Source organism: Pseudomonas sp. NFACC39-1, assembly GCF_900110355.1.
Lineage (GTDB): Bacteria > Pseudomonadota > Gammaproteobacteria > Pseudomonadales > Pseudomonadaceae > Aquipseudomonas > Aquipseudomonas tehranensis.
The window spans coordinates 275,188-286,997 of sequence record NZ_FODL01000007.1 but is presented as its reverse complement, the minus strand read 5'-3'; the positions used below and the strand labels follow the sequence as shown (position 1 = coordinate 286,997).

14 protein-coding genes are annotated in these 11,810 nt (G+C 59.3%); 9 read left to right on the top strand and 5 right to left on the bottom strand.

Translation table 11 applies throughout. The features are described 5' to 3' along the window. Positions 1–888: a cytochrome c oxidase subunit 3 gene (locus BMY45_RS17640; protein ID WP_092399769.1), complete on the top strand. Its 888-nt coding sequence runs from the start codon at positions 1–3 to the stop codon at positions 886–888. A gap of 4 nt (positions 889–892) precedes the next feature. Here the strand turns inward: BMY45_RS17640 and BMY45_RS17635 are convergent, their stop codons facing one another. Further along, positions 893–1,096: a twin transmembrane helix small protein gene (locus BMY45_RS17635; RefSeq protein ID WP_092399767.1), complete on the bottom strand. Its 204-nt coding sequence runs from the start codon at positions 1,094–1,096 to the stop codon at positions 893–895. 70 nt (positions 1,097–1,166) lie between these two features. Here BMY45_RS17635 and BMY45_RS17630 point away from each other — a divergent pair, with 70 nt between their 5' ends. The 7 genes from BMY45_RS17630 (at position 1,167) to BMY45_RS17600 (ending at position 7,456) form a co-directional block, all read left to right on the top strand. Further along, complete coding sequence (locus BMY45_RS17630; protein ID WP_092399765.1) at positions 1,167–1,904, top strand: SURF1 family protein; 738 nt, start codon at positions 1,167–1,169, stop codon at positions 1,902–1,904. Beyond that, complete coding sequence (locus tag BMY45_RS17625; RefSeq protein WP_092399763.1) at positions 1,870–2,463, top strand: hypothetical protein; 594 nt, start codon at positions 1,870–1,872, stop codon at positions 2,461–2,463. Before BMY45_RS17630 ends, BMY45_RS17625 begins: the two co-directional genes overlap by 35 nt. A gap of 10 nt (positions 2,464–2,473) precedes the next feature. Further along, positions 2,474–3,547 (top strand): COX15/CtaA family protein, encoded by a 1,074-nt coding sequence (locus tag BMY45_RS17620; RefSeq protein WP_092399761.1) that lies wholly within the window; start codon positions 2,474–2,476, stop codon positions 3,545–3,547. After that, positions 3,535–4,434 (top strand): heme o synthase, encoded by a 900-nt coding sequence (gene cyoE / locus BMY45_RS17615; protein WP_092399759.1) that lies wholly within the window; start codon positions 3,535–3,537, stop codon positions 4,432–4,434. Before BMY45_RS17620 ends, cyoE begins: the two co-directional genes overlap by 13 nt. Beyond that, entirely contained in the window at positions 4,431–5,066 is a 636-nt protein-coding gene (locus tag BMY45_RS17610) for an SCO family protein (protein WP_092399757.1), read from the top strand. The genes cyoE and BMY45_RS17610 overlap by 4 nt, the downstream gene beginning before the upstream one ends. Before the next feature lie 1,291 nt (positions 5,067–6,357). Beyond that, on the top strand, positions 6,358–6,720 hold the full coding sequence (locus BMY45_RS17605) for a DUF6124 family protein (protein ID WP_092399755.1): 363 nt from the start codon (positions 6,358–6,360) through the stop codon (positions 6,718–6,720). Between the two features lie 187 nt (positions 6,721–6,907). Beyond that, positions 6,908–7,456 (top strand): GNAT family N-acetyltransferase, encoded by a 549-nt coding sequence (locus BMY45_RS17600; RefSeq protein ID WP_256573667.1) that lies wholly within the window; start codon positions 6,908–6,910, stop codon positions 7,454–7,456. Positions 7,457–7,597: 141 nt separating this feature from the next. Here BMY45_RS17600 and BMY45_RS17595 read toward each other — a convergent pair whose 3' ends face one another. Together BMY45_RS17595 and BMY45_RS17590 are read right to left on the bottom strand one after the other, a co-directional pair. Continuing rightward, the gene (locus BMY45_RS17595) at positions 7,598–8,248 is read right to left on the bottom strand and encodes a DUF2459 domain-containing protein (protein WP_092399753.1); all 651 of its coding nucleotides are present in this window, start codon (positions 8,246–8,248) and stop codon (positions 7,598–7,600) included. A 505-nt stretch (positions 8,249–8,753) separates the two neighbouring features. Beyond that, on the bottom strand, positions 8,754–9,380 hold the full coding sequence (locus BMY45_RS17590; protein ID WP_092399751.1) for a hydrolase: 627 nt from the start codon (positions 9,378–9,380) through the stop codon (positions 8,754–8,756). A 224-nt stretch (positions 9,381–9,604) separates the two neighbouring features. On the opposite strand from BMY45_RS17590, the gene BMY45_RS17585 reads away from it, so the two are divergent. Continuing rightward, positions 9,605–10,504, top strand: coding sequence for a LysR family transcriptional regulator (locus BMY45_RS17585; RefSeq protein ID WP_092399749.1), 900 nt, complete (start codon positions 9,605–9,607; stop codon positions 10,502–10,504). A 121-nt stretch (positions 10,505–10,625) separates the two neighbouring features. Here BMY45_RS17585 and BMY45_RS17580 read toward each other — a convergent pair whose 3' ends face one another. Further along, entirely contained in the window at positions 10,626–11,240 is a 615-nt protein-coding gene (locus BMY45_RS17580) for an alpha/beta fold hydrolase (RefSeq protein ID WP_092399747.1), read from the bottom strand. Positions 11,241–11,403: 163 nt separating this feature from the next. Further along, entirely contained in the window at positions 11,404–11,667 is a 264-nt protein-coding gene (locus BMY45_RS17575) for a hypothetical protein (protein ID WP_256573666.1), read from the bottom strand. Positions 11,668–11,810: the final 143 nt, after the last annotated feature.

The window sequence follows — 11,810 nt, the reverse complement described above, 5'->3', positions numbered from 1 at the left end:
ATGGCAACTCACGAGCACTATTACGTTCCGGCCCAGAGCAAATGGCCGATCATCGCCACCGTCGGGATGTTCGTCACGGTGTATGGCCTGGCGACCTGGTTCAACGACCTGAAAGCCGACCGGCCTGACTCCCACGGCCCGCTGATCTTTTTCGTCGGTGGCCTGTTGCTGGCCTACATGCTGTTCGGCTGGTTCGGCGCGGTGATCAAGGAAAGCCGCGCCGGGCTCTACAGCGCGCAGCTTGACCGCTCATTCCGCTGGGGCATGAGCTGGTTCATCTTCTCTGAAGTGATGTTCTTCATCGCCTTCTTCGGCGCGCTGTTTTATGTGCGCATGATCTCGGCGCCAGGCTTGGCCGGTGAAGGAGAGAAGGGCCTGTCGCACATGCTCTGGCCGAACTTCGAGTTCGTCTGGCCGCTGCTGAACAACCCCGATCCGAAACTCTTTCCCGCGCCCAAGGATGTGATCAGCCCCTGGGGCCTGCCGCTGCTCAACACCATCCTGCTGGTCAGCTCCAGCGTCACGGTGACCATCGCCCACCATGCCTTGAAAAAAGGCCATCGCGGCGCGCTGAAGATCTGGCTGGCGATCACCGTGCTGCTGGGTTGCGCGTTCCTCGGCTTCCAGGCCGAGGAATACATCCACGCCTACCAGGAACTGGGCCTGACCCTGGGCTCCGGCGTCTACGGCGCGACGTTCTTCATGCTCACTGGGTTCCACGGCGCCCACGTCACCATCGGCACGATCATCCTGTTTGTGATGCTGATGCGGATCATGCGCGGGCACTTCGACAACGAGCATCAGTTCGGCTTCGAGGCGGCGAGCTGGTATTGGCACTTCGTCGATGTGGTGTGGATTGGCTTGTTCATCTTCGTCTACGTGCTCTGAGGATTTACCAAGGCACGTGGGACACCAACTGGCCGCTGAAAAAGCCCCAGGCGATCAAGCCGACGGTGATGGCGGCCAGGCTCACCCGAATCGTCAGGGCGATGACCAGGCGATTGGAATTGCCTTCGTCCTTGACCAGAAAAAACAGGCCGCTGAACAGGCTCGCAATCGTGGCAATCAGCATCAGGACGATCGCTGCTTTTAGCATTAGGGACACTCCGGGGGGACGCGATGCACGTGAGTATAGCTATCTCGTTCGACAGCTTTGGAACGGCGCCATGAAAGGCTTTCGGCCGGGCATCGTGCCGTCTCTGGTAGTGGCGATCCTGCTGCCGGTGATGGTGTGCCTGGGTTTCTGGCAACTGAGCCGGGGCGAGCAGAAGCGCGAGCTCATGCACAGTTATGCCGAGCGCCGCGTGGCGCCGCCGATGGACAGCGGCGAACTGCAACAGACGGCGGATCCGGCCTTTCGACCGGTCAGCCTGCGAGGCCAGTTCGACGCCGAGCACAGCATCCTGCTGGATAACCGCCAGCACGACGGCAAGGTCGGCGTGGAGTTGCTGCAACCCTTTCTCGACCATGCCACCGGCCTGTGGCTGCTGGTCAACCGCGGCTGGTTGCCCTGGCCTGACCGCCGCACCCCGCCGGCCTTCAGCACCCCGGAACAACCGGTGAGCCTTCAAGCCTGGGTCTATGTGGCTCCGGGCGCCACGTTCCAGCTCCACGCCGACCCGGCCGACGCGCCGTGGCCGCGCCTGGTGACCACCATCGAACCGGACAAACTCTGGGCCGAACTGGGCCGCAACGGCTTCGCCTACCAATTACGCCAACAAAGCGGGCCCGGTGCCTACCGGACCGATTGGCCGGTGGTGGCCATGGGCCCGGAAAAACACCTCGGCTATGCCGTGCAGTGGTTCGCCATGGCGGCGGCACTGTTCGGCCTGTTTCTTTATCTCGGATGGCACAACGCAGGGAGACACCATGGGAAACACCATGAATCCAACCAACACGTCTGAGGCGCCCACGGCGCACAACCGTCGACGCGGCCGCGTGCAACTGCTGCTGATCGTGCTCGGGGTGATCGGCCCGATGATTCTGGCCACCGGCATGTACAAATTCCAGTTCTGGGTCCCGGAAAGCCGCAGCTATCACGGCGAACTGATCGGCAACGGCCAGACCCGCGCCGAGATTGGCGTGCAGGCTGACGAGAAACGCTGGCAGATCCTGGTCACGGCGCCGCAGGCGTGCTCCGAGGATTGCCGGCAATTGGTGTACCTGGCCCGTCAGGTGCAGATCGGCCTGGGCCGCGACGCTTCCCGCGCCAGCCATGCCCTGGCCATCGCGCAACCGCTGAACGCCGAATACGACGCCCAGTTGCAGCGCGAATACCCGCAACTGCAGCGCTATCCGCTTGACCTGCCGGCCTATCAGAAAGGTGCCCAAGGCAGCGAGGAAGCGCAGCTGTGGATCATCGATCCCCATAGCAACCTGGTGCTGCGTTATGACGCCCGGATCAAGGGTAAGGCGCTGCTCAACGACCTGCGACATCTGTTGAAACTGTCGAACATCGGATGAGGGCAACGACATGGCCAAACCTGGATTTCGCCTCGCGCTGTTTGCCACGTTGCTGGCACTGATCGTCGTCCTGCTGGGCGCCTACACCCGGCTCACCCACGCCGGCCTCGGCTGCCCGGACTGGCCCGGCTGCTACGGGTTCATCAGCGTACCCAAGAGCGAAGCCCAACTGGCCCATGCCGAACTGCATTTTCCCGACGCCCCGGTGGAAGCCCACAAGGGCTGGAACGAGATGGTCCATCGCTACTTCGCCGGCCTGCTGGGGCTGATGATTGCCGCGCTGGCCGCCCGGGCCTGGATGAACCGGCGCCACCCCGGCCTGCCATTGAAACTGCCGCTGTTTCTGCTGGCGGTGGTGGTTGCCCAGGCGGCGTTCGGCATGTGGACCGTCACCCTCAAGCTGTGGCCGCAAGTGGTGACCGGGCATCTGCTGGGCGGCTTCGCCACCCTGAGCCTGCTGTTTCTGCTCACGTTGAGATTATCCGGTGTGTTGCCAGCGCTGACCGTGCCCAAGCGACTGCAACACTGGGCCACCGCCGGGCTGCTGCTGGTGATCGGCCAGATCGCCCTCGGCGGTTGGGTCAGCTCCAATTACGCCGCCGTGGCCTGCATCGATTTCCCCACCTGCCACGGGCAATGGCTGCCACCGGCGGATTTTGCCAACGGCTTCCATCTGACCCAGCACATCGGCCCGAACTACCTGGGCGGCCAGCTCGACAGCGACGCACGCACCGCCATCCACCTGACCCACCGCATCGGCGCGCTGCTGGTGACCGTGGTGCTGCTGGGGTTGGCCTGGCAATTGAAAACCGTCGGCATGACCCGGCTGGCCGGGCTGGTGCTGATCGCACTGGCGGCGCAAATCACCCTGGGCATCAGCAACGTGCTCTTTCATCTACCGCTGCCGGTGGCCGTCGCGCACAACGCCGGGGGCGCCGCGCTGCTGCTGACCCTGGTGCTGGTCAATTATCACGCCCGCACCAGCCTGGTTCGGGTCAAGCATCAAATCCCGCTGCGCTGGCGCTTCAATGCGCATAAGCCCAGCCCCATTACAATAAAAGGAGAGATGCCATGGCAACCCTGACCGGTGAACGCCACAGCCAGGCGATCTGGCGCGATTATCTGGAGCTGACCAAGCCCAAAGTGGTGGTGCTGATGCTGATCACCTCGCTGGTGGGCATGTTCCTCGCCACCCGCGCCGGGGTGCCGTGGACGGTCCTGGTGTTCGGCAACCTGGGCATTGCCCTGTGTGCCGGCGGCGCGGCGGCGGTCAACCATGTGGTGGACCGGCGCATCGATGCGGTGATGGCCCGGACTCACAAACGCCCCCTGGCCGAAGGCCGGGTCTCACCGGCCGCCGCACTGACCTTCGCCCTGGCCCTGGCGGTGGCCGGCCAAGCGCTGTTGCTGGCGTTCACCAACCCGCTGACCGCCTGGCTGACCCTGGCCTCCTTGCTCGGCTATGCGGTGATCTACACCGGCTTTCTCAAGCGGGCGACGCCGCAGAACATCGTCATCGGCGGCCTGGCCGGCGCGGCGCCACCGCTGCTGGGCTGGGTGGCCGCCACCGGGCATGTCAGCGCCGAACCGTTGCTGCTGGTGCTGATCATCTTCGCCTGGACCCCACCGCACTTCTGGGCCCTGGCGATTCATCGCAAAGAGGAATACGCCAAGGCAGACATCCCGATGCTGCCGGTGACCCACGGCGAGCGCTACACCAAGATCCATATCCTGCTGTACACCCTGGTGCTGCTGGCGGTGAGCCTGATGCCCTTTGTGATCCAGATGAGCGGCCTGCTGTACCTGGTTTGCGCGCTGGTGCTAGGCGCCCGGTTTCTGCAATGGGCCGTGGTGTTGTACCGTGGCAGTCGGCCGCACGCGGCGATCAACACGTTCAAGTACTCTATCTGGTACTTGTTCCTGCTGTTCATCGCCCTGCTTGTAGATCACTACTTACTGTTGAGCCTATGACTCGAACCCAGAAAACCGTCTTCATCCTCGTGGCCGTGATCGCGCTGATCATGGGCCTGACCATCAACAAAGTGCTGTCCGGTAAAGGCGAGGGCGCCCAGACAGCACTCATCGACGCCGGCATCATCCTGCTGCCCCAGAGCCGCAACCTGCCGGACGTGAAAATGACCGACCAGGACGGTCAGGCCGTGGTGATGGACGAACTGAAAGACAAATGGAGCCTGCTGTTCTTCGGCTACACCTTCTGCCCGGACATCTGCCCGACCACCCTCGCCCAACTGCGCCAGATTAAAAGCGAGTTGCCGAAGGAAGCTGTGGATAAGTTGCAGATCGTGTTGGTGAGCGTCGACCCGAACCGCGACACGCCCAAGCAACTCAAGCAGTACCTGGGCTACTTCGACCCGCAGTTCATCGGCCTGACCCCGTCATCCATCGAAGACCTGCAGAAGCTGGCCAACGCGGTGAGCATTCCGTTCATCCCGGCGGATACCAGCAAGCCCAACTACACGGTTGATCATAGTGGCAACCTCGCCGTCATCGGCCCGGACGGTACCCAGCGTGGGTTCATTCGGGCGCCGTTGAATAACCAGAAGCTGGTGACGCAGTTGCCGGAGATGCTGAAGCGTAAATAACGGCGCAACCTTTATAGCGCGGGGACTCGCCCCACCTGTAGGAGCTGACGAGTGAAACGAGGCTGCGATCTTGCCCCAGGCAATTGAGTCATGAGTGAAAGATCAAAATCAAAAGATCGCAGCCTCGTTCCACTCGGCAGCTCCTACCAGCTCCTACCAGCTCCTACCGATCCAGTTTTTTCAGAAACACCGTCATTTCCGCTAGATAGCTATCGCGATCAAGCCCGCTCTCAGTGGTGAACACAACATCTGCAACAGCCCACCCCCGTGGCGAGGGAGCTTGCTCCCGCTGGGCTGCGCAGCAGCCCCCAAAAGGCTGAACACGATCAACATGACACAACGCGATGGCCGGGGGTCAAGGCGAAGATCCTCCTTCCCCCAAATTTTTGAACGGCCCGGCCATCCACCATGCGTAAGGTTGGGCTTTCATTGGCCTATGCGCAGAATGCGCTGTACGGGCAAAGGCGTTGGGGCGTAATCAGGTGACTGCTGATCATTGGATGCAGCTTTGCCCAGAGTGAAAACAAAAAAACGCCCATGTGGCGGTCTTTTCATATCGACAGAACTCAGCTTCTGACACCGGCCATCCGGCCAACGGGTTCAAGCTCCTTACCTTTGGCAAGGCTGACTGACAAGAACTGGCGCTCGATGCTGGACGGGCAACCAGCCAGACGGCGAGCCTCTGCCTCGTACCGGGCAGCAAGCAACGGCTTTGGAGTACGCTTTGAAGTTTTCATGGAAAACTCGGCAATGAATTGATGGTGGAAGTGCTGAGAAACGATAGAGCTCGCGGGCCAAGGCGCACAATCAGGCTAGGTCCGGTTTAGTTGTAGGCAAAGTCGCAGGGGCGTGGGCGTTTGTTCCTGTTGCCACTCTCTGTGGGAGCGAGCCTGCTCGCGATGAAATCGACTCGGATGCAAAGGAGAACACCCGCCCGCATCGCCAAAAAACCTCCCTCCTACAGCCCTCACCTACACCGCTCTATCCAGCCACGAATCCTTGCGCCTTTGCCTACAACTACGCCAGAATCCGCCCGCTTGTGCGCCTTGTCCCGGGGTTCTATTGTCTTCCTGCCACTGCCCATCAGTGGTCGGGTTTAGTAGCCCGAGGTAATCGAAGTTGTACAAGCGCTTCTCAAACAGGGCCCACCCCCTGTTCTTGATGGCGGCTGTACGCAGGGCGCTCAGGCGCGCCGGCTTCTTCGGTTCCCCGGTCTACTAACCTGCGTACAGCTGCCACCCCATTGTTTAGTAGCTTCGGGGTGTCGGCATCACATCTGGAACCGAAGCTTATGTTCAAAATAACCCCGAATCCGCCAGAAGCAGATTCCACCTATACATCCGCAAAATCCAAAGCCAAGCAACAAGACGAAACCACCAAACGCGTGCTTGATCACTACTTGTTACCGAAACCGGATAAATCCCAAGACGACCCCAAACCGGGCCAGCTATTCACCGTCGTGAAAGGCCTCGATAACGAATGCTTGCTCGCTAATCTCAGTGAAACCTTAGCTTCAGCCGATGCCATGGCTGCTGATCTGGCGTTCGACCTGAAAGGCTCGCGGCGTCATTTGGCGCTGGGGATTCAGCAGTTGATTGAGCTGAGTTCGTTGTTGGCGAATCAGGTATTGGATAATGTGGAGCCGGGGCGGTAGGTAGGCTGTTCCCAACGGAAAAACCCGGCGTTCTGCGTCGGGTTTTGGTGCGTTCATCCATAGACGTGGACGAGTTCTCTCTAAACAAGAACTCTTCCAACAACAACCGCTCCTCACCTCCCATACAACCCTTTTAGCGAAAGGCTGAAAACGGCCAGAAGGCATCCTTCGCACGTGTCTATGGAACTTGGGGCAGTTTATTTCTGATTTTGCAGCGGGTATGACAGACACCGATTTTTTTGGACACCTTTCGAGAAACAATGTGGCGATTCGACGGTTCAGAATCGGAGATGAGATTGCGTTGTTCCACGTCTTTTACTCTGCCATTCACGATATTGCGTCAAGAGATTACACCCACGATCAAATCGAAGCCTGGGCTCCTGCTGATCTTGATCCGAAGCTCTGGGCGAATCATCTTCGAGATCTCCGTCCGTTCGTGGCTGAGATCGACGGCGAAATAGTAGGCTACGCCGACATTCAACCGAACGGTTACATCGACCATTTTTTTGTGTCGGGTAATCATCCCCGGCGGGGAATAGGTTCTTTATTAATGAATCGCATTCATAAAGAAGCCAAGTTGCTTGGAATCAGCGAGCTTACTTCTCATGTCAGCAAAACGGCTGAACCATTCTTTGTATTGCATGGTTTTTATGTCGTAGAGCGAGGATTTCCGATCCGTCGGGGTGTAACGCTTCAGAATGCGTTGATGCAGAAAAACCTGAAATGCGGCATATGAATATTCGGTAGAGGGGCAAGTGGCCACTTTATTTCTGATACACGTGGGATGCAATTTCGCAAACAGGACTTTGGGTGAGTCACATTCACTGGAAACTGGATGTCAGCATCACTGGAATACACTCCCGCCGTCAGGCACGGGTTAGCGGGTAACCAGGCAGGACGCACCGACCGCTGTCGCCCGGCGTAACTGCGACATGACGTTCCCCGCCGTAATCACCGCCGTAGGCGATATGGGGCAACTGCTCGCGGCCAGCGCCTCTGCGACCCAGGTATTGCAGGTATAAAACAGCGAATAGCTACCCTCGGCCTGGTAGAACCGGCTCTCTCCATACAGGCCAGGCCCGAGCACCACCAAGGTGCCCGTCGCTGAGCGGGTGAAGGTCCCGGCCACGAACGCGAGCAGTCGTTGGTAGCCGTCCTCCGTCACCCGCACTTCGATGACCTCGCTTGCGGCGAAACGCCGCCTGGGGTCTCCGTCAATCTTGACCGCATGCAGTACGGTTGCCGTCGACCCGAACAAGGCTCGCAGGGCGAGGCTCAAGGTGGCCTGTGGGGCTCGGTAAAAATCCTCGTCACCCCAACCGAACTCAACAAAGTCGCCGTCGCTAAACGCTTCGGCCAGTGCGGGAAGCACCTGAAGTAGATCGGAGCGCGCAATGACCAACCCGGTATGCAGGCCATGATTCACTATATAGAAGGACCGCCAATCGCCACCCTCGCCCCTCGGCGGGTCCGACGCAGTAGCGCAGCCGAACAGCGTGAGGACCAGGGACAGCACTACAATGCGCATACACAAGGGCTTGGAGGCTCGCTAACGAAACGTGGGAAAACCCCAGCGGGGGTTGGCGCTGGATCTCGGCCAGAAGCAACTATGGCGCTTAGATGCTCAAAGCAGCGATACACCACAAGGTATCTCAGAGACCAAGCCTAGCATTCAACGCTTGGGGCACTCGCCAACGATCTCCCTGTAGAGCTGAACGATGGCCTTCTAAATGTCACCAGCGCAGGGACTGTGTATTTCCAGCACATCAATCATCTCTGCCCTAGTTGCGCTAAATAGGCCTAGACAGGGGCTTGGTGATTTTTTGTGAGCGCTTCGCACTCAAGCGGGAGCAAGCTCCCTCGCCACGGGGTTTGAGTTGTTAGGTGTGAAAGGGGACCTTTTCTGTAAACCCACCTCGGATTCATCTGCCCAGGGCAATACCTGCACATCCGATCAAGAATTAGAAATGAGACCTGTGTCCACAGGTCTCACCGTCGTCACCTCATCGGCCACAGACGTTCTTGGTTAACGCCTACAAGGCCTTTTCGGCGTTGAAACCGTCAGCGTTTTCAAACACGCCCATAAAGCCTGGGACGGTCGATTCACGCGCCCAATCGCGCTGGAGTTCGCAATACATCTGCACGCGACTGATCAGTTTCGCCCCCGCTTGCTCGATTCGCCGTAACGCGGCTTCGTGCGCGGCAACGGATGTACCGCCGACGGCATCAACCGGCACGTAGACTTCATAACCTTCCTGTATGGCATCGAGTACCGGAAAGGTCAGGCACGCTTCAGTCCAGAGCGCGGTCATGATGAGTTTCCGGCGGCCAGTGGCTTTAACCGCCTGTTTGAACTCGACGTCTTCCCAACTGTTGATCGATGTCCGATCGTAAGTGGGCAAATGCCCCAGTACGTTCTGCAACTGCTGAATGGGCGGCTTGTTGCGACCGGTAGCGACATTGACCGTCGAATGGATAATCGGAAGGTTGTAGTTGATGGCCGCCTTGGCCACGCTCGTGATGTTGAACACCAATTCGTCACGCAGCATCGAACGGATCGAGGACACTTGGATGGGCTGGTAGTCGATGATGATCAGCGCCGAGTTTTCAGGCGACAAGAGGTGGTCGGTCAGAGGGTTGCGGATTGCCTCGCTTGTCATTTGCTGCTCCTGCTTCTAGTTGTCATTTGCGTGTGGACGGTTCAAGCGCTCGCTTTTGGATGGGCGAGCGGTTGAGGTCTGCACTGCGTTGAAGGTGATTCACTTTCCGGACGACCTGTCATGGAGAGACAGCGTCACCAGGAAGCAGGATTGTGCTGTTGCGTCACTTGACCCAGTAGTAGCATCTCGAGGCTTTCTGTGTTGCAGAATGAGGAACGCTGATTTTGGATATCGAAGCGCTGCAAACCTTTGTAGAAGTCGCTGATGCCGGCGGTATTTCGCCTGCGGCCCTCCGGCTAGGCGTATCCAAATCGATCGTCAGCCGCAGGCTGGTGCGGCTGGAGGCGGAACTGGGTGTCCAGTTGCTGGCGCGGACCACTCGCGGGGCCGCCCTCACTGAGGCTGGAACCACTTTTCGCGAGCATGCGGCCAGGGTCTGCGCCGAGATCGACATAGCAAAGGAAACGATGCTGCCCTCCGGTCCCCTTCGCGGTCGGTTGCGCATTGCCGCCCCGCTTTCTTTTGGGCCGACTCACTTTGCGCCGATGCTGGCGCAAATGGCCCGCCGTCATCCCTTGCTTCATATTCAGACCAGCTACAGTGATCGCTTCGTCGATCTGATCGCCGAAGGTTTTGACTGTGCGATACGCGTTGGCTACCTGCCGGACTCAAACCTTATTGCAAGGGGTATCGGCCCGATTTATACGAAGCTCGTCGCCAGCCCCGGTTATATCAGCGCCCATGGCGCACCTGAATCGCCCGAGGAGCTGTCCGCACACGAGGCGCTCATGCAGGGCACCGAATCCTGGCAGTTCATGGATGGCGACAAGGTGGTTACGGTTCGTCCGCAGGGGCGCTTCAAGGCTGATAACGGCATCGCTCTGGTCGCCGCCGCCGTCGCAGGGTTGGGGGTTGCCTATCTGCCGGATTGCCTGACCTATGAAAGCGTGAGGTCGCAGGCGCTGGTGCCCATCATGACCCGGTACCCACCGCCTCCGGCAGGTGCCTATGTTGTCCGCCCACCGGGGCTCCATCCGGCTCGCAAGATCCACGTACTCACAGAACTGTTGATCGAGTCGTTCGGGCAGTCTCCGCACTTTGCAAAGCCGGCAAGCGGTACCTGAGGACTTCCCACTGTGGGATGGCGGCGGTGTCCCGGAGAACCTTAAGCAGGCAATCCTAGGAATAGGGGGACAGATTTACTTCCAGAAAATAAGTCCCCTTTTTTACTCAACGATACTTCGCTCACCCACAACCCAGATGCCTCTCAATCAACCTCGCCACCTCATCTGCGTGAGTAAAACCCAGGTCATGATCGGCCCCAGAGAAAACGTGTAGATCCGCATGGGGTAACAACTCAGCAAGGCGCTGGCCGACGCGAACGGGGCTGATAGGATCAGCGTCTCCCCAGAGGAGGAGCACCGGCATGCGCAACTCGGTCAACCGGAGCGTGAGGTCGGTGCGGTCGTCGAGAAACCACCTCGGCAGCGTCGGGTTGGCGGCAGCAAAATCCGCGCGCCAGTCCTGCGCGTCCAGATCAGACATATCCACTCCGCCAGAGGTGACGGTCAGTATCAGGTGCGTGATCAGTTCGGGGCGCTCAAGCGCCGCAAGCACGGCGACGATACCGCCCATGGACTGCGCCACCAGCGCTGTGGGCCGGTCGATCTCGGCCAGCACGCGAGTCGCCAGGTCTTCCATACCGGTTATGCCAGGGACGGGCGGAGTGTCTCCAAAACCGGGCCAGCCGATATGGACCTGCCGCGCTGGAAGGGTCAGGCGTTCGGCAACCGGATGCCAGAACCGGGTGTTACCCGAGGCGCCGGGTAGGAAGAGGAGTTGGGCGGGGGATACGCTCACGAGTTCGGTCCTTGACGGTGGGATTGATCAAATCATTTCAGCTTGTTGGATCGGGGGGCGGCGAATGTCGTTCGGTTAAGCAGGCGGACAGATCGAGTTGGCTGTTTGGGAGACTGCTGCGCAGCCCAGCGGGGAATGAATTACGTCGCCACAATTGCAGAGCTCATTCTTGGCGGCGCATATATTCCGCGAAAAGTGGCACTGTAAAATTCAGATATCCGCGATCTGTGCTGTAGATCATTCCCTTGGCGATGATGTCGGCGCGAGTCGGTCCAAGCGATGATTGAGGACGCTCCATCGCCTTCGCAATATCAGCAATGGCATAAGGCCCGTCGCCGAGCTCGGACATCACCTTTACAAACTGAACCTCTGAAGGGGTAAGCCGGTCGATGCGGACCCTGAAAAAGCCCGCATCGAGAGAGGCCAATGTCTCGGCGTAAGAATGGTTGATGTCGATAGATAGGCAAATCTAGCTGCATTGGCTAGCTTTAGCTATCTATTGCTAGATATCGGTATGTTTACCGCTTTTTCATGAGCGCTTCGCACTGGAATACCAGCCCGGTCAAGCGG

Bases quoted from the DNA above. Each gene is read 5' to 3' on its own strand.
- BMY45_RS17640 (WP_092399769.1), top strand. From the start codon at position 1: ATGGCAACTCACGAGCACTATTACGTTCCGGCCCAGAGCAAATGGCCG.
- BMY45_RS17635 (WP_092399767.1), bottom strand. From the start codon at position 1,096: ATGCTAAAAGCAGCGATCGTCCTGATGCTGATTGCCACGATTGCGAGC.
- BMY45_RS17630 (WP_092399765.1), top strand. From the start codon at position 1,167: ATGAAAGGCTTTCGGCCGGGCATCGTGCCGTCTCTGGTAGTGGCGATC.
- BMY45_RS17625 (WP_092399763.1), top strand. From the start codon at position 1,870: ATGGGAAACACCATGAATCCAACCAACACGTCTGAGGCGCCCACGGCG.
- BMY45_RS17620 (WP_092399761.1), top strand. From the start codon at position 2,474: ATGGCCAAACCTGGATTTCGCCTCGCGCTGTTTGCCACGTTGCTGGCA.
- cyoE (WP_092399759.1), top strand. From the start codon at position 3,535: ATGGCAACCCTGACCGGTGAACGCCACAGCCAGGCGATCTGGCGCGAT.
- BMY45_RS17610 (WP_092399757.1), top strand. From the start codon at position 4,431: ATGACTCGAACCCAGAAAACCGTCTTCATCCTCGTGGCCGTGATCGCG.
- BMY45_RS17605 (WP_092399755.1), top strand. From the start codon at position 6,358: ATGTTCAAAATAACCCCGAATCCGCCAGAAGCAGATTCCACCTATACA.
- BMY45_RS17595 (WP_092399753.1), bottom strand. From the start codon at position 8,248: ATGCGCATTGTAGTGCTGTCCCTGGTCCTCACGCTGTTCGGCTGCGCT.
- BMY45_RS17590 (WP_092399751.1), bottom strand. From the start codon at position 9,380: ATGACAAGCGAGGCAATCCGCAACCCTCTGACCGACCACCTCTTGTCG.